Annotated in this window: 20 protein-coding genes; 11 read left to right on the top strand and 9 right to left on the bottom strand. The window is 42.5% G+C overall.

Features of this window, described 5'->3' with window-relative positions:
- The first annotated feature begins 19 nt into the window (after positions 1–19).
- Entirely contained in the window at positions 20–487 is a 468-nt protein-coding gene (gene accB / locus DACSA_RS08690; RefSeq protein ID WP_015229396.1) for an acetyl-CoA carboxylase biotin carboxyl carrier protein, read from the top strand.
- A 3-nt stretch (positions 488–490) separates the two neighbouring features.
- Here accB and DACSA_RS08685 read toward each other — a convergent pair whose 3' ends face one another.
- Genes DACSA_RS08685 through DACSA_RS08675 form a run of 3 tightly spaced genes read right to left on the bottom strand, consistent with a single transcriptional unit; the run spans position 491 to position 2,965 of the window.
- Positions 491–1,111 carry a GerMN domain-containing protein gene (locus DACSA_RS08685; protein ID WP_015229395.1) on the bottom strand — a complete coding sequence of 207 codons (621 nt, stop codon included), beginning with the start codon at positions 1,109–1,111 and terminating at the stop codon, positions 491–493.
- Between the two features lie 46 nt (positions 1,112–1,157).
- Positions 1,158–1,976, bottom strand: coding sequence for an LmeA family phospholipid-binding protein (locus DACSA_RS08680; protein WP_015229394.1), 819 nt, complete (start codon positions 1,974–1,976; stop codon positions 1,158–1,160).
- 5 nt (positions 1,977–1,981) lie between these two features.
- Positions 1,982–2,965 (bottom strand): DMT family transporter, encoded by a 984-nt coding sequence (locus DACSA_RS08675; protein ID WP_015229393.1) that lies wholly within the window; start codon positions 2,963–2,965, stop codon positions 1,982–1,984.
- A gap of 238 nt (positions 2,966–3,203) precedes the next feature.
- On the opposite strand from DACSA_RS08675, the gene arsM reads away from it, so the two are divergent.
- Positions 3,204–4,172: an arsenosugar biosynthesis arsenite methyltransferase ArsM gene (arsM, locus tag DACSA_RS08670; protein WP_015229392.1), complete on the top strand. Its 969-nt coding sequence runs from the start codon at positions 3,204–3,206 to the stop codon at positions 4,170–4,172.
- Between the two features lie 200 nt (positions 4,173–4,372).
- Here arsM and radA read toward each other — a convergent pair whose 3' ends face one another.
- Positions 4,373–5,860, bottom strand: coding sequence for a DNA repair protein RadA (radA, locus tag DACSA_RS08665; RefSeq protein WP_015229391.1), 1,488 nt, complete (start codon positions 5,858–5,860; stop codon positions 4,373–4,375).
- A 221-nt stretch (positions 5,861–6,081) separates the two neighbouring features.
- On the opposite strand from radA, the gene rpaB reads away from it, so the two are divergent.
- Positions 6,082–6,816: a response regulator transcription factor RpaB gene (gene rpaB / locus DACSA_RS08660; protein WP_015229390.1), complete on the top strand. Its 735-nt coding sequence runs from the start codon at positions 6,082–6,084 to the stop codon at positions 6,814–6,816.
- Between the two features lie 20 nt (positions 6,817–6,836).
- Positions 6,837–7,478, top strand: a complete 642-nt coding sequence (locus DACSA_RS08655; protein ID WP_015229389.1) for a cofactor assembly of complex C subunit B — start codon at positions 6,837–6,839, stop codon at positions 7,476–7,478.
- 198 nt (positions 7,479–7,676) lie between these two features.
- Here the strand turns inward: DACSA_RS08655 and chlG are convergent, their stop codons facing one another.
- From chlG to DACSA_RS08620, 5 genes are all read right to left on the bottom strand, one after another.
- Entirely contained in the window at positions 7,677–8,663 is a 987-nt protein-coding gene (gene chlG, locus DACSA_RS08650) for a chlorophyll synthase ChlG (RefSeq protein ID WP_015229388.1), read from the bottom strand.
- 646 nt (positions 8,664–9,309) lie between these two features.
- Positions 9,310–9,513 (bottom strand): hypothetical protein, encoded by a 204-nt coding sequence (locus DACSA_RS08640; protein ID WP_015229387.1) that lies wholly within the window; start codon positions 9,511–9,513, stop codon positions 9,310–9,312.
- A gap of 128 nt (positions 9,514–9,641) precedes the next feature.
- Positions 9,642–10,742 carry a Get3/ArsA fold putative tail anchor-mediating ATPase NosAFP gene (locus DACSA_RS08635; RefSeq protein WP_015229386.1) on the bottom strand — a complete coding sequence of 367 codons (1,101 nt, stop codon included), beginning with the start codon at positions 10,740–10,742 and terminating at the stop codon, positions 9,642–9,644.
- A 7-nt stretch (positions 10,743–10,749) separates the two neighbouring features.
- Positions 10,750–10,959, bottom strand: coding sequence for a cytochrome b6f subunit PetP (gene petP / locus DACSA_RS08630; RefSeq protein WP_015229385.1), 210 nt, complete (start codon positions 10,957–10,959; stop codon positions 10,750–10,752).
- Positions 10,960–11,298: 339 nt separating this feature from the next.
- On the bottom strand, positions 11,299–11,514 hold the full coding sequence (locus DACSA_RS08620; protein WP_015229384.1) for a lipopolysaccharide assembly protein LapA domain-containing protein: 216 nt from the start codon (positions 11,512–11,514) through the stop codon (positions 11,299–11,301).
- 88 nt (positions 11,515–11,602) lie between these two features.
- Here DACSA_RS08620 and DACSA_RS08615 point away from each other — a divergent pair, with 88 nt between their 5' ends.
- The 7 genes from DACSA_RS08615 to DACSA_RS08585 all read left to right on the top strand — a co-directional run bounded on the left by DACSA_RS08615 (position 11,603) and on the right by DACSA_RS08585 (position 16,957).
- Positions 11,603–12,133, top strand: a complete 531-nt coding sequence (locus tag DACSA_RS08615; protein ID WP_015229383.1) for an Npun_F5560 family protein — start codon at positions 11,603–11,605, stop codon at positions 12,131–12,133.
- 69 nt (positions 12,134–12,202) lie between these two features.
- Positions 12,203–12,910, top strand: a complete 708-nt coding sequence (locus DACSA_RS08610; RefSeq protein WP_015229382.1) for a hypothetical protein — start codon at positions 12,203–12,205, stop codon at positions 12,908–12,910.
- Positions 12,911–12,982: 72 nt separating this feature from the next.
- The gene (locus DACSA_RS08605) at positions 12,983–13,204 is read left to right on the top strand and encodes a hypothetical protein (RefSeq protein WP_015229381.1); all 222 of its coding nucleotides are present in this window, start codon (positions 12,983–12,985) and stop codon (positions 13,202–13,204) included.
- The gene (locus DACSA_RS08600) at positions 13,201–13,545 is read left to right on the top strand and encodes a type II toxin-antitoxin system PemK/MazF family toxin (protein WP_015229380.1); all 345 of its coding nucleotides are present in this window, start codon (positions 13,201–13,203) and stop codon (positions 13,543–13,545) included. The genes DACSA_RS08605 and DACSA_RS08600 overlap by 4 nt, the downstream gene beginning before the upstream one ends.
- A 299-nt stretch (positions 13,546–13,844) precedes the next feature.
- Entirely contained in the window at positions 13,845–15,155 is a 1,311-nt protein-coding gene (locus DACSA_RS08595; protein WP_015229379.1) for an ABC transporter substrate-binding protein, read from the top strand.
- Between the two features lie 7 nt (positions 15,156–15,162).
- Positions 15,163–16,071, top strand: coding sequence for a carbohydrate ABC transporter permease (locus DACSA_RS08590; protein ID WP_015229378.1), 909 nt, complete (start codon positions 15,163–15,165; stop codon positions 16,069–16,071).
- A gap of 1 nt (position 16,072) precedes the next feature.
- Positions 16,073–16,957 (top strand): carbohydrate ABC transporter permease, encoded by an 885-nt coding sequence (locus DACSA_RS08585; RefSeq protein ID WP_015229377.1) that lies wholly within the window; start codon positions 16,073–16,075, stop codon positions 16,955–16,957.
- Positions 16,958–16,973: the final 16 nt, after the last annotated feature.

The raw sequence follows: 16,973 nt of genomic DNA, 5'->3' as shown, positions 1-16,973 counted from the left end.
AGAATAGGATATATGATTAGTGTCAATAGACTTTAAAGCAATTCGTGAACTTCTCAATGACATTTCTGAGGCAGATATTACCGAATTTAGCCTCAAAAGTGATCAGTTTGAACTTACCGTTCGCAAAGGACTAACTACCACTGCTACGGAAACATCGGTTTCCCCACCTTCTCCTCAAACCTCCCCGCCGCCATCGGAAGCAAGTTCTCCACCAGAAGACAAAAAACCTGAAATTGACAAAAGCGAATGGGAGGAGATTACTTCTCCCATTGTGGGAACATTTTATGAAGCACCAGCGCCAGAAGAACCCGTGTTTGTGAAAGTGGGGGATCAGATTCAAACCAACCAAACTGTCTGCATTGTCGAAGCTATGAAAATTATGAACGAAATTGAGGCAGAAGTTTCGGGAAAAGTGATGGAAATCACGGTTAAAAACGGTGAACCCGTAGAATATGGTCAAACCTTGATGCGAGTAAAGCCAGACTAATTGTTACAATTGATAATTGGCTTGGAACTCATCTCTGGTTAGGGGTTGAGGAATATAAAGTCCTTCTCCCCCTAAATATTCCAACGGCTCACCTTCTACTTCTAACCAAACTTTCGCGTCTGGGTTGAGGCTGGTAGCTGTGTATAAAACTTGTCCTAAACGCCCCATCATGGCGGTACTTCCACCCCCAAAGGTAAACTCTTCAGAGATATCAACATGAATGCCATCTTCTTGAAAACTCACGCCACGCAGTTGAGCTTTTTCGGGAATACTACTGGCATAGTTTTCTTGATTCGTTCCTGAAAACAGTTCGGTGAGCGCTTTTTCCACCGCAACACTTTCCTCGGCTTTTTCCATTACCATTGGTGTGGCGGCGAGTTCGATTTTATTGTCGGTTACTTTCAGCCAATAGACTTGCGCTTTAATTTCTTGTGAGGGAGGGTTTGGGTCTTTTTTTGTAGCTGGTTCGGGTTTTAACTGTTCAGGAACCCAAGAAGGCGCTTGCTCTCCTTTAATTGCAGTCCAAGCCCACCACGCAGCAAAACCACCTGTGATAATAATAACGCTAGAAACGCCAGCAATTAATCCGGTTGAAAACTGATAACTTTTTTTCTGCTCTTGCATAGTCACCTTTTTTGTGGATGGAAGGAAAAGTTGAGGAAGAATTTGACTAAGGAAGTTTTGCGATCTGCACAAACGCTGCTAATTTTACCTCATCTTCTTCTATTTTCAATTGTAAGAGTCTGGCGATGATTTTTTGTTTCTCAAGATTTGATAAATCAAGTCGATTGCTGAGTCTGGCGCTCACTGCTTCTACTAAACGCGATGGCAGCGGTGAGTCATCCACAAGGAAAACGGGATTAATTAACCTCAGTTGTTTCCCCTGTGATACTTCTATTCCTGATTCTACTCGCAGATTAAAGTCTTCCCATTCTTCTCTTTGACGACGGGAAACCCGAATGTCTAAATCGAGGATGAATCGATCGTTCTCTAAGAATTGTAGTTTAGTGCTTAATAATTCGTAACGTTGATTCCGACCCCCTGGTAGTTGTTGGGTAATGCGTTGGATAATGCTTTCTAAACGTGCTTTGGCTCTGGGAGAGGCTAAAAAATCGTTGATGTCTGCTTCGGTAAGATTCAGTTTTAAGGCGACGTTTAAGGGTTGATTTAAACCTGAACGAGCTTCTGATAGGCTGCTAAAATTTCCCTCTCGAAAACGGTTAATATCAAGGGCGATCGGATCGGTTTCCAGAGCAAAGGATTTTAAGCGTAATTCTGGGGTGAGATTCACTCCTCTGGCTGCTAGGCGCAACCGTTGAATTTTGCCTTGTAGGAGTTGATAATTGGGGGTATTATCTACACGCACCTGTAAGGTTTCTACGTCGGTAAGACGCGATCGAAAAGCGGTTTCTATCCTTTGATCCACAATCCAACCCACAGGGGAAAGAGCGCTGAAAAGACTCGCCAGTAAAATCGAGAAAAATTCCATCTATACTATTGATAATTTACAGTTTCAGAACTATTATCACTGTTCTCGACCACATCGGAAGTCGCCGCTTTGCTGGTTTGAGCGAGATAAATTCCAGTGAGAACAACCGCAAATCCTAGCCAGGTGGTGAGATTGAGGCTTTCTAAAAAGATAAACCAAGCCAGAATCGCGCTGACAATGGGTTCTAAAAGCAGAAACAGAGAAACAAAACTAGAGGAAAAGACGTTCATGCTATCAGCCAGTAAACGTTGACCTAATCCTTCACTGATTAAGCCTAAGCCAATAACAGCTAAGATAGCGGTTTGAGTGGTAGGGAAAAATTGTCCGCTTGTGAGGAAGATAATTGGGATGAGAATTAAACTTCCTGTAGCGCAACGCCAGAGGAGGATGGTAGTCGCAGAAAAGCGCGATCGAAGCTCTTCTACAATTAAGAAATAAGTCCCAAGAAACACCGCCGATAATAGTGCGTAAAAATCTCCCAACAGTGAACCTTCCGCCGCACCGCTTAAGTCTTCAACACCGAGAGTAATTGCGCCTGCGATCGCGATCGCCATTCCCACTAAAAATTTAGAATCGAACTTTTTGCCTAAAAATAACCAACCGCCTAACGTGGTAAAAATCGGAGTTAAATTATTGAGTAACACACTTTTTGCCACTGTCGTATATTGCAAAGAAATCGCCCATAAAACCAGAGAAGTAGCAGCGACAGCACCCACTAATCCTAATAACCACCACTGCTGACCCGTGATTTCTTCTGCATCGGGGTTAATTGTCGGAGAGATTTTTTCCGTAATCAAACGCCCACTACCAAAACAAAGGAAAAATATTAAAAGACGATTAAAAACTGTGGCATTGGGTCCTAACTCAGTTTCACTTAAACGAATAAAAATCGGTGCAAAGGAGACAGCCAGTAGCGCAAAGCAAAGGGTGAGAAAAGCAAAGAGAGAGGTACGACCAATTTTGGGCAATGAAATCGGTTTTTCTGGCATAATTACTCCAAACACATGAAAACAAATATATGACGAGGGTGATCTTCACCGAACGCAGCAACTGCAAACAGTGTAATTGAGTACAAAATCTTTGCCAACTGGAAAAAATGGGATGTTATTGGTTATTGGTTATTGGTTATTTGGCAAGTCATCACAATCATTGCTCATTCAGAAAAAATTAAGGGAACGATCGCACCATAATAGTTAAAGAAACCGATAGCAAGCAAATCAAATCTCAATGACTTATCTCGAAACCACTGCCCAATTTTATCAAGAAGTCGCTGAAACTCCAGAAGTGGGGTTATGTTGTGTTCAAAATGGCTCGTTTCAACTCCCTGGGCTGAATATTCCCGATCGAATGCGAGAAATGAACTATGGTTGCGGAACAACGGTTCAGCCCACAGAATTAATGAATCAGCCAACAGTGCTTTATGTTGGTGTGGGAGGAGGCTTAGAAGCGTTACAGTTTGCTTATTTTTCCCCGCGAAAGGACGCGATTATTGCGGTTGAACCCGTAGCGGCTATGCGTGACGCAGCACAAGCCAATTTAGTTCTCGCAGCCCAACAAAATGATTGGTTTGACCCTAGTTTCGTGAAGATTGTTGGCGGTGATGCGTTTAACTTACCCGTTGCGGATGAATCAGTGGATGTGGTGGCGCAAAATTGCCTGTTTAATATCTTTGAACCCGAAGACTTACAAAACGCATTACAGGAAGTTTACCGCGTTCTCAAGCCTGGTGGGCGCTTACTGATGAGCGATCCGATCGCCACTCGTCCGATTCCGCAAAAGTTACGTCAGGATCAACGTTTGCGAGCGATGTGTCTTTCTGGAGCGCTAACCTATGAAGAGTATGTTAATTTCTTGGTTGAGACTGGATTCGGCAATATTGAAATTCGCAGCCGTCGTCCTTATCGCTTGCTCGATCAAGACACCTACGCCGTTGATGAAGATTTACAGTTAGATAGTTTAGATTCCGTCGCGTTTAAAGTTCCCACGCCAGAAGATGGGGCTTGTGTTTTTACTGGAAAAACCGCAATTTATCGGGGAAAAGAAGCGGTTTGGAATGATGGCGAAGGACATACTTTCCAGCGCGGTGTTCCTTTAGGAGTCTGTGAGAAAACCGCTGGTAAGTTAGGAAAGCAGTTCCCTCGTGATATTGTAATTACGGATTCTACGTGGCATTATCAGGGTGACGGTTGCTGTTAAGCGCAGATAACCAGTGACCAGTGATCAGTGATCAGTGATCAGTGATCAGTAAGCAGTGAATAGTGAATAGTAAGCAATTAATTCGTAACAGATTGTAAGCTACTAAGTAACTGATTAGATCAAGCACAACTGGTAACTGGTCACTGGTCACTGGTCACTGATTGGTGTTGGGTTGCGTGACCTCCACCCAACCTACTAAATTATTCTTCTTCGTCTCCTTCTCCGTAACGAGGTTGAGGTGGAATCGCGGCGACGATCGCGTCGATTACTTTGCTAACGGTAATGATTTCAATGCCCATATCTGGCAGACTTTGCCCTGTGGGGACGATCGCCCGTTGAAAGCCTAATTTCGCGGCTTCTTTAATCCGTAATTCCAATTGCGACACTAATCGCACTTGTCCTCCTAATCCCACTTCGCCAATTAAAGCGGTTCTGGGATCAACAACACGATCGCGGAAACTCGCCACCACCGCCACCGCAATCCCTAAATCCGCTGCGGGTTCTTCTACTCCCAAACCCCCCGCCGTTGCGACATAAGCATCAAGTTTTGAAAGAGGAATCCCCACCCGTTTCTCTAATACGGCTAAAATCTGTTGCAGACGGTTGTAATCTACTCCTGTTGTTGCCCGTCGAGGAGAAGTGTAACTGGTAGGACTGACTAACGCTTGTAACTCCACAACGATCGGGCGTGTTCCCTCACAAGCGACAACGATCGCCGTTCCTGGTACAGATTCATCTCGGTTTCCCAAAAATAATTCTGAGGGATTCTCCACCTCTCGCAATCCGTGATCGATCATTTCAAAAACGCCAATTTCATGGGTCGCCCCAAACCGATTTTTCACCGATCGAAGCAAACGGTGAGACGCATAGCGATCGCCCTCAAAATACAGCACCGTATCCACTAAATGTTCTAATACCCTCGGACCCGCGATCGCCCCTTCTTTTGTCACATGACCGACAATCAGCAAAGTAATATTCTCTCGTTTTGCCAATTGCATCAAAGCCGACGTACACTCTCGCACTTGCGCCACTGATCCTGGTGCGGAACTCAAAGAGGCAAAATATAAGGTTTGAATACTATCAATAATCCCCAACATCGGTTTTAGGGATTCCAACTCCCGTAAAATCTCCTCTAAATCCGTTTCGGGTAACACATAAAGATTCTCATGGCTCAAACTTTTCGGACTTTGACCATTGGTTTCGGCAACATCTTCTGGGGCATTGGTTAACCCTACTCCCAAGCGAGAGGCACGCAACTTAACCTGTTGTCCAGACTCTTCCGCAGACACATATAGCGTTCTTTGAGTTCTTGCGGTTTGATTTGCCACCTGTAAGAGTAACGTTGATTTACCAATCCCTGGATCACCCCCAATTAACACCAAAGACCCTGGAACGATTCCTCCCCCTAAAACCCGATCGAGTTCTAAATACCCAGAAGGATAGCGCGGTTGTTCATCATCCTTAATTTGAGAAAAAAGCAAAGAAACACGAGCTTGAGGGGGTTTCTTTTTCTCCGTACCCGTCGCATATTTGTTAGACTGCCATCCGCTACGAGGGTTGACTCCCGCTTGGGTTTGCACCTCCTCCTCTAGCGTGCCATATTGTCCACAACTGGAACATTTCCCAAACCATTGGTTATGTTCAGCCCCACAAGCACTGCAAACATGGATAATTTTCGGTTTAGACATTTTAAGTTAACATTAATTTGCTTTCTTCAACGGGCTTTAAATTGTTAAGATGTATCTTTACAGTTGATAACCCTAAAATGAATGTTAAGGAATCGATTATTTTCGGGTTGAGAGATGATTAAATCTCTTTTGTCTTTCTCAAGGATATTCTAGAAATTGTAAAGACTAATCAAAAATATTTAGGATCATTTACCGACAAAAAATAAGGAGTGTTAAGAAATTTGGAAAATCATAAAGAAAAAATTTTAGTGGTTGACGATGAAGCCAGTATTCGTCGCATTTTAGAAACTCGTTTGTCGATGATCGGTTACGATGTTGTCACCGCCGCTGATGGGGAAGAAGCGATTACGACTTTTAATGAAAATAATCCTGATTTAGTGGTGTTAGATGTGATGATGCCGAAACTCGATGGTTATGGGGTTTGCCAAGAACTGCGTAAAGAGTCTGATATCCCTATCATTATGTTAACGGCGTTGGGCGATGTTGCCGATCGCATTACTGGTTTAGAATTAGGGGCGGATGATTATGTGGTGAAACCCTTTTCGCCGAAGGAATTAGAAGCTCGTATTCGATCGGTTTTAAGACGGGTGGATAAGGAAGGATTATCGGGGATTCCTAGTTCTGGGGTGATTCAAATTGGTTCAATTAGAATTGATACCAACCGCCGACAAGTTTACAAGGGAGATGAACGCATCCGTTTAACGGGGATGGAGTTTAGTCTTTTAGAATTGATGGTGGGTCGCTCTGGAGAAGCGTTTTCCCGTTCTGGGATTTTACAGGAGGTGTGGGGATATACACCCGAACGCCATGTGGATACTCGCGTTGTGGATGTTCATATTTCTCGTTTACGGGCAAAATTGGAGGATGATCCTAGTAATCCTGAACTGATTTTAACCGCCAGAGGAACGGGTTATATGTTCCAACGGGTGACGGAAATCGGTGAGGAAAAATCTTAATCCGTTCTCAGGAATCGTTTATGAAAACCTCTGATCCCGATCGAGTTTTACGCCTTTTGCCCTTCATTGTTGGAGGGGTAGGGGGAACTTTGTTATTAATTAATCGCCTCCTCACTCCGGCTTTGAGTTCTTCTCAGGCTCGATCAGATGCCATTGGGGTTTTGCTCAGTGCTATTTTAGTTTTGGTGGGATTGATTTGGCAACGAGTGAAACCGCGTTCTCCCGAAGCAGTGGAATTAGTAGGAGAGGAAGGCTTTGAGTTAGCAGAAAATTTGTCGGAAACGGTAAAAGCTGAGTTGGCTTGGTCTTCTTTAATGTTACTAAAAAATACCCCCGCTCGATCGGTGCTGGTTTACTATCAAGGTGAGGTTTTATTACGTCGAGGAATTTTAGGCAAGAAAGCAGAAGTCACGCCAGGGGCAATTCTGAAACGAGTTTTAGACAAGCAAAAACCAGTTTATTTAGTCAACTTAAATCTTTATCCTGGGAGAATTGAATTTGATTATATTCCTGAAAATTCTCAGGCTCTAATTTGTCAACCGATCGGAAAAGAAGGGGCGTTAATTGTGGTGGCAAATGCACCGCGCAGTTATACGAAACAAGATGAAAACTGGGTCGAAGGAATTGCAGAAAAATTAGATTATACCATTTCTAAAAAGTAACCCCGTTTGATCCTCTTCGTCCCCCTCAATAAGAGGGGCGAAGGGGCTGACCTTATGTTCCGTAGTGTTTCCTGTCATATCAGGTTCAGGTAATTGCTTATGATTGGTGTTGGGTTTCGCTTCGCTCCACCCAACCTACTTTTCATCATTGATCGAACGAACCTGATATTAAAGGAGATGGTTAATTTTAAGCAAAAACTAAATCCCAGAATGACCTAAAGCCAAACCCGTCACTAACATTCCTAACACAAGAAATGGTTGAGCGCTGGCTTGATATTTCACATCATTTTCTAAGGGAGAGCGCAGAAAATACATATCTTGGAAAGTAATTTGCGGAATTACCAAGAGGACTAAAATCGTCGCATAAAGATTTTCCTGAATGCTGATTAAATAGCCCGCGATTCCTAATTGAAAAATATCAATCATCAACACACTAATCCAAGCCGCACCACCGACACCAAACATCACAGGAAGCGATTTTAAGCCTAACGTTCGATCGCCTTCCACACTCTTAAAGTCATTCACCACAGCAATCCCTAAACCAGCAAAACTGTAGATGAGAGTGAGAACAATAATTATCCAATTCAAATCGCCAAAAAGAGAATGCCCAGCCCACCAAGGCAAAGCGATATAACTTGCACCGAGGGCGTAATTCCCAAACCAGCCGTTTTGTTTGAGTTTGAGAGGAGGCGCGGAGTAGATATAAGCGAGAAATGTCCCTAAAAGCGTAATAATCGTAATTTTGGGATAAGCATTACCTCCCCATTGATCTAACCCATAAGCGAGGGCGAGTCCGCCACCGAGTAGAATTAAAATCTGAGTGATGACTTGGGGAACTGTGATCGCCCCAGAAGGAATCGGACGATAAGGTTCATTAATGGCATCAATTTCCCGATCGTAGAAATCATTGAGGGTTTGGGTGTAACCCGCCATCAATGGGCCCGAAAGCAACATACAGGTGACAACTTTCACCACATCTTCAACTTGCCAATGAAAGTCTCCCGAAGAAGCCGCACCACAGACGACTCCCCAGATGAGAGGAATCCAGGTGATCGGTTTCATCAGTTGTAACCGAATTTTCCAAACGGAAGTTTCACCAGTGGAAGCTCCTTTCATACCCAGCATTTGACGGGTTTTTCCAGAGCGATTTTCTGATTGTTCTTGAGAAGAGGTCGAGTCTGACATAAAACTTTAAATTTCGTGATCTTTACTTTACAGGGTAACGATAAATCTCTCGAATGCGATTAGATTCCTGATGGAGAATTGCTTTGTTGATGGTTGATGATTAAAAATAGAAAGCAGAAAGTAGGTTGGGTGGAGCAAAGCGAAACCCAACACCAACTCAAGTAAGAGCATTTCAGAAAGTAGGTTGGGTGAAGCGAAGAAACCCAACACCAACTCAAGTAAGAGCATTTCAGAAAGTAGGTTGGGTGAAGCTAGCGCGAAACCCAACACCAACTCAAGTAAGAGCATTTCAGAAAGTAGGTTGGGTGGAGCTAGCGCGAAACCCAACACCAACTCAAGTAAGAGCATTTCAGAAAGTAGGTTGGGTGAAGCTAGCGCGAAACCCAACACCAACTCAAGCCACTCTAAGATAGTAAGAGCATTTCAGAAAGTAGGTTGGGTGAAGCTAGCGCGAAACCCAACACCAACTCAAGCCACTCTAAGATAGTAAGAGCATTTCAGAAAGTAGGTTGGGTGAAGCGAAGAAACCCAACACCAACTCAAGCCACTCTAAGATAGTAAGAGCATTTCAGAAAGTAGGTTGGGTGAAGCGAAGAAACCCAACACCAACTCAAGCCACTCTAAGATAGTAGCTTTAGCAATCAATCTATTGCTCTGGGTCATTATCTACATCCTCAAGCCACTCCAAGTTGGCTTCTATATCTGGTTTTGACTGGGAAAATTCACCTCGACGTGCTTCTGCTAAACCTTGACGCACTTTGCTGAATGCTTCTTCATTTCGGTACAACCAAGCCTCCTTCTCAGTAACTTGTACTAATTTTTCTTTTACACCTAATGTTTTAATAACCATAAATTTATCCTTGATTCTTGACAAAGGATTACTTGCTTTCCTTATTAGGATTCTAATCTCAGGTTCTGAAGCCCTTGCTTAGAATGGGTGTTGGGTTTCGCGCTAGCTCCACCCAACCTACTTTTTATTTAAAACGAAACTAAGAGATGACCATCTTCTAAAAATTTTGCTCCCTTGACCGCTTGTCCTTTCAAAGGCGGCGGGAGTTGGATATTACGACGTTGATCTCCCGCATCGATCGTGATTTCCTGTTGATTTTGCGGTTGGGTGAGTTTAATTTGCTTTTTGCTAAATCCAGGGAGAAAGATTTTAACCGTCCGCGCGGTGCGATCGATCTCAACACTTGAAGGAGCATTCGCCACCGACCCCACTAAATCTGGGAGTGCGTTTCCTAATGTTTCCCATTCTCCTGGTTGAATAGAAGGAAGAGGAGTCACAGGAAGGGGAGAAAATTCTGATTGTAGTAAATCTCGCACGGTTGTTTCTTGGTTTAAGAGAACCCCCGCAATGGTCAAGCCACTTTGTTGAGCGCTTCCCCAGAGAAATTTGGCAGTTTTCAAGGCATAAGGATCATCGGCGGTAACGAGATAGCCAGCAACTTTTCCTTCACTGAGGGCGATTTTGCCTCTTTCTAACATTTGTGTCCCTTCTTTAGCGTTAGGATTATCCGTTAAATCTTCCGCCGTCCAAGTAACATTTAAGATAGCACTGCTAATCGGTTGGATGAAAGAGGAGACGGTTTTTCCCAAATCAGAATTGAGGAACAAATCCCGAAAGCGACGGACATACCAACTGAGGTGTTCAGGAATGGCAAACATCCGTAAGGTGGTTAAGTCTCCAGACCCATCAAAGATGATGACATCATAATCACCGCTTTCGTAATACTCACGGAGGGAATTAAGCGCCAGTGCTTGTTCCATACCTGGTAACACCGCTAATTCCTGTCCATAAACATTTTCGAGGAGAGGGGAACGAAGGTATTGTTTTTCTAGCTTTTTCACCTCTTCCCAACTCTTTTCTAAAAGCACCGTTGCTTGTAAACTCACCGCCCACAGTTGGCTGGAAACGCTAGTTGGTTCACTGGTGAGGGGGGTTTCTAAGAGTAACTCTGTGGTGGGGTCTTGAGTGGCGAGAAGCACTCGTTTTCCGTCGTTGGCTAATTGGTAGGCAGCAGCGATCGCGATCGCGCTACGACCGCTACCTCCTTTTCCGAGAAAAGTTAGAATCATCCGATGTTTAGTTAGTAACTGGTTGCTCTACCGATTTTAATTCGTCTTCAAAAAACCAACTGGTAGAATTATCATCAAAAACAACCACAGCACCGACACCACTGCCATCTGTCATTTTAAAATCCTGAATCGTTCCCACTTTACCGAGTTTATCCACGATATCAGAAGCGACTCGATCGCGCAGTCGAAATACTTTTACTTTTTGTCCGATTTCCATAAGTCCTCTCGATCAATTTTTCATTCCACAGTATATCGAAAATTGGTCACTTTCTCCGAAGCAAAGGCATTTTTGATCAATCCTTCCTCCCATTCCCCCAAACTTGGGGGTGAGGGGGCAAACTCCCCCAAACTTGGGGGTGAGGGGGCAAACTCCCCCAAACTTGGGGGTGAGGGGGCAAATTCCCCCAAACTTGGGGGTGAGGGGGGCAAACTCCCCCAAACTTGGGGGTGAGGGGGGCAAATTCCCCCAAACTTGGGGGTGAGGGGGGCAAACTCCCCCAAACTTGGGGGTGAGGGGGCAAATTCCCCCAAACTTGGGGGTGAGGGGGCAAATAACTTACCTTAAAACTGGCTTGACAAACGGTAGCATAGCCCCCAAAATTAGACCCAACCCGACGCTGATCCCAAAGAGGATTCCGAAGGGAACTTCGATCGATTGAAACACTAAAAATTTTAGAGAAATCGGGGTAATATTTTGGATGGAAATGAGAGACATCACAATCAGTTCCGTTGCGATAATGGAAAAACCAATTACTGTGGTTATTTTTTGCATAATCTTGCTTCAAGTTGATTCTAAATTTCTAATTCAATGCTAAATTAACTTATAATGTGCTGATCAGGTATTCACCCCAAATAGAATCGTGAGTCAGAGTCCCTATCCTTCCAAAATTGAAACCCTCCAAGCTGAAGTTAATCAACTCAAAGGAGAATTACAACTGCGAGATCAACTCGTTGAACAACTTTCCCAAGAGTTATTTCGGTTGGTTAAAGATAATCCCAATTTTACCAGCGTTAGTGAAAGTACAGAAGAGCATCGATCGCAACTAGAACTTCTAAACAATCAAATCGCAGAAATTGAAGAACAACTTCAATTTTATCAACAGCAAATCTCTACTCGTAACACAGAAATCGCTCAATTACAAACCAAGATTAGGACACTGACCGAAAGAAATCAAGCACTAGAAGAAATGTTGCAAGACTTACCCGAAGTTTACCGCCAAAAGTTTTCTCAGCGCATGAAACCAGTTAAAGAAAAAGTGGAACAATTGAAAGAGGAAAACCAGCAACTACAGGCAAAAGTGCAAAGCCTAACCTATCGTTTAGCGGTGAGAAATCGTGGAAAAAATGACCCCGACATTGAGCAATGGTCGCAACAAGCACCTTCCGTTTAGGAAAGTGTAATTTCTGATTTACCCAATCTCCAAAAAAACTGATTCTAATTAATTGTTAAAACGACGGGAATGTATAAGGTTCTAATTACTATCAACGCTCAACAAGTTTCTAATCAAGGCACGGTTCTCTCTACTTCTCCAGCAACGCAACGGATGACAGCAGCGTTCAAAGATGCGATTATCAACCAAACTAACGATGAAAACTTGGTCAAGATCGTAGCATCTCATCAGCTTTTGCCTCAAAGTGAATGGTATGATCCCACTGATACCAATTGGCTATGTTGCCCCTTAACGATTGAATTACCGCCTCAATTTGAGTTTCCTCAAGCTCAATTATTTAAGACATTTCGGGATATAAAAAAAACTCGTCAATGGGTTGAGGAAAAGTTAGAATTTCGCACGGGGAATAAAATTAAATCGGTTTGGCATGGTAATTATTGGCTGCCGATCGTGTTAACCGCAAAAGGTCCGATGTATGGGGAAGTAATTGGGGAAGGACAACTTCCGAATTCCTACGAGCAACCTGTAGATTTTCCCGACGATAAACGTCAACCTTTGTACAATTTAGGTTATCAGATTTTAGACTCACTGGCGGCGAAACCAGGGGTTTATTTATTACAATTTGGTTTTCGCGATGAAATCTTGGTGTTCGATCGCGTTTGGCCCTTTCCAGCCGCCCCTGCGTTAGCAAGTATCGGTATCCAACAACCCGATCTTTATGCTTGTCATTGGCAATGTTTAACTCAACAACCGATTCGAGATTTAGTGATTGCCTAAAGGATAACACCGCCACCAAATATTTAGGAAAAAGCGTTAACTTTGTACTGGAAGTTATTCGAGTTGATAAGAATGAACGCTCATAAAATATCCGTAACCTTAACAGCAGATGGACAAGTGACCTTAAAGGGATTACCTTTTCAAGCAGGGGAAACAGTTGAAGTGATTGTGTTGGAACAATCTGCACGATCCCAGCCTTCCTCACTTTCCGATCAAGACTATTTAGAAGGAATTGCAAACACTCTCAGCGAATGGGATTCTGAGGCAGATCAACTCGCTTATGAAGATTTATGAATCCAATCCTGTATAACCAATTTGAAGTGGTGGTTGTTCCCTTTCCCTTTACTGACCGAAACGCAGCGAAACGCAGACCAGCCTTGATTCTCTCTGAGGCTAACGCTTTTAATACTACAATTGGTCATAGTGTTATGGCAATGATTACTACTGCCACCCACACACCTTGGCCTCTAGACGTTCCGATTCAGGATTTAGCAACGGCCGGATTGCGAGTTCCCTCCATTATTCGTATGAAATTATTTACCCTAGATCATGGGCTAGTGCTGAAAAAAGTTGGTTCACTGAGTTTGCTCGATCAGATTGCTGTTAAAAAATCATTGCAACAGTTATTTGAATAGTCAACTAATTTAAGTCATCAGGAAGGTAGGTTGGGTGAAGTAACACGAAACCCAACATCATCACTTAAATCAATCATGTCGGTTGGGCAAAGCAACACAAAGCCCAATATAAAATTATCCTTTTTGAAAAATCACCTCTCTTGAGTATGATTTCTAGAATCAGTTCCTTAATTGTTACTTTTCTTAATTGTAATGTGATTAATCCGAAACATTTACCTTAAGATCAATAACTGAAATATTTTTTAGTGATCGCAGCATTGGTTACAAAAAGTAACCCGTGTTTTTCTCACTAACCAATTATGATTAATCTCAAACCGAACGTTCGATCGTTTTTTAAGCAAATATTCACAGTAAAAAAGATTAGGCTACTCTTCACTTTTCTAGCGACAGTCGTCTCAATTCCGTTGCTAATTGTTGCCGTACAAAGTCAGCAACCGACAACCGTAAAAGTTCTAATTCAAGCATTAGAAGCTAAACAATTAGAACCGATCGTTAATGACTTTAACCGCGAAAAACCTAACATTAACTTAGAAATTGTTGAAGCCCCCAACGATACCAACCAAGTCGAAGACCTTTACACCTCAGCCTTTTTATTAGGAGAATCTCCCTATGATTTAGTTTATATGGATATTGTTTGGACTCCTAAATTTGCTGCTGCAGGATGGTTAAAAGACTTATCCGATCGCGTTTCCCAAGAAGAATTAGATCAATTTCTTGATGGCGATGTTAACGGGGGAAAATATAAAGGCGAACTTTACCGAATGCCATTTCGTTCCGATGGGGGAATGTTATATTACCGCACCGACTGGCTAGAAAAAGCTGGTTATGAACCCCCAGAAACCTTCTCAGAATTGATAGAAATTTCCCAGACTTTACAAGACCAAAACTATACCGAATGGGGCTATGTTTGGCAAGGAAAGCAATACGAAGGACTTTCCGCCATGTTTGTGGAAATTTTAGAAGGATTTGATGCTTTTTGGGTTGATCCAGAAACTTTAGAAGTAGGATTAGATCAACCGAATGCTATAGAAGCCGTTAACTTTCTCAAAAGCACAATGGAGAAAGGCGTTTCTCCACCTGGCGTAACCACCTATAGCGAAGAACCCACCCGCCGTTTATTTCAAAATGGGGAAACTGCCTTTTTAAGAAATTGGCCCTATGTGTATGGTTTAGCCTCTGAATCAGACATTGCTGGCGATTTCGCTATTAAACCGATGCCACACGCCCCACAGGGAACAAGTGGCGCTTGTCAAGGCGGATGGGGAATGGGAATCGCTAAAAGCACCAACCATCCTGAAGCCGCTTGGGAAGTCGTTAAGTATTTCAGTAAAGCTGAAACCCAGAAAAAATATGCCTTAAAAACAGGATATGTTCCCAGTCGGCGAAAGTTATTTAATGACCCTGAATTAGTAGAAAAATATAGCTATTTACCTGAACTTTTAAACGTCATTGAAAATGCCGTTTTGCGCCCGCCAATTGCTCAATATTCTCAAGCCTCAGATATTTTACAACGTTATCTCAGTGCTGCCATTTCAGGAACAATGACCCCAGAAGAAGCGATGAAGGCAGCCGCCAAAGAAACTCGCACCTTATTGAAGCGTTCAAGGTAATTAATTTATGAAAATCAATTCCATTCGACAGCGTGATCAAATAACAGGATGGTTATTATCCCTTCCCGCATTAATTATCCTCATTTTAGTCTTTGCTTATCCCATTGGACGAGCATTTTGGCTAAGTTTATTCACCGAAAACTTAGGAACACAACTGCAACCAATTTTTACAGGTTTAGAAAATTATGCTCGAATGTTCGGGGATGGACGATTTTGGAATAGTTTAGGAAATACCGCGATTTTTACATTCTTTTCCTTACTTTTAGAGTTACTCTTAGGCATTATAGTTGCTCTTGTTTTAGACCAAAAATTCCGAGGAAGAGGGATTATTAGAACCATTGGAATTTTACCTTGGGCATTACCAACCGCAGTGATGGGATTAGCATGGGAATGGATTTTTAATGATCAATATGGTGTAGTGAATGACATTTTAAGAGGGTTAGGAATCATTGATTCTGGGATTACTTGGTTAGGTGATCCATCCCGCGCCATGTTTGCGTTAATTCTTGCGGATGTTTGGAAAACAACGCCCTTTATTGCAGTTATTCTCTTAGCAGGATTACAAGCCATTCCCCAAGATTTATATGAAGCACATTCTCTCGATGGTGCTAACCCCATTCAAAACTTTTTTACCATTACTTTACCGTTAATTACTCCACAAATGATCATTGCTTTATTATTTCGTTTTGCCCAAGCGTTTGGCATTTTCGAGTTAGTAACAGTAATGACAGGTGGGGGACCAGCGGGTTCAACAGAAACGGTTTCTTTATACATTTATGACACTGTGATGCGTTACTTAGATTTTGGTTATGGGGCGGCGTTAATTGTAATTACCTTTTTGATTTTAATTCTAGCGGTGATTATCGCTGGAGTGATTTTAGCTAAAAATGATGTGAATGTAACAGGAGAACAATAAAATGGAAATTACCCAAGAAAAAGTTTCAACTGCAACCGCTTCTAAATCTAAAATTCCTAAGAAAAGAATTGCTTTGTTTTTTGGCATTATTTTTGTGCTTGTTTTCTGTCTTGCGCCAGCAATGTGGCAGGTTTTAACCTCATTTAAAATTAATGAAGCTATTGCTACTGTTCCCAATGTTTATCTTCCCAGTTTAGACCAATTGACTTGGGAACATTATAATAATCTGTTTAGCCGTCGTCCGTTTTTACTCTATATTTTCAACAGTTTATTTGTGGCAGCTACGGCGACTTTAATTGCTTTAGCAACTGGTGCGCCAGCGGCTTATGCGTTAGCAAGATTACGCATTCCTGGAGAAAAGTTTTTAGTTGCCATTGTTTTAGTTGTTACGCTTTTTCCTTATGTTTTACTCTTCTTAGGATTATTTGAAGTGGTCAAGGCTTTAGATTTAGGCAATAATTATTTGGCGTTAATTATTCCTTATGCTGGAAAGAACTTACCGTTAACAATTTTGGTCTTAAGAACGTTCTTCCAACAGCTTCCGAAAGATTTAGAAGACTCTGCTAAAATTGATGGTTATAATACAGTGCAAATGTTACTTCGCATTGTGTTACCGATGACTATTCCCGCTTTAGTCACGACAGGGATTCTTGCGTTTATTTTTGCTTGGAATGAGTTTATTTTTGCTTTAACGTTTGTCACTGAAGAAAGCATGAAAACGATTCCAGTAGCAACAGCACAAATTGGCGGATCATCTATTTTTGAAATTCCTTATGGTCCGATCGCGGCGGCGACGGTAGCAGGAACAATTCCTCTAATTTTGATGGTTTTATTCTTCCAACGTCGCATCGTTCAAGGATTAACAGCAGGTGCGGTCAAAGGGTAGTTTTAACACTATAGCA

It is taken from the genome of Dactylococcopsis salina PCC 8305 (assembly GCF_000317615.1).
GTDB classification, from domain to species: domain Bacteria; phylum Cyanobacteriota; class Cyanobacteriia; order Cyanobacteriales; family Rubidibacteraceae; genus Halothece; species Halothece salina.
This window is presented reverse-complemented; position numbering and strand designations above follow the sequence as displayed.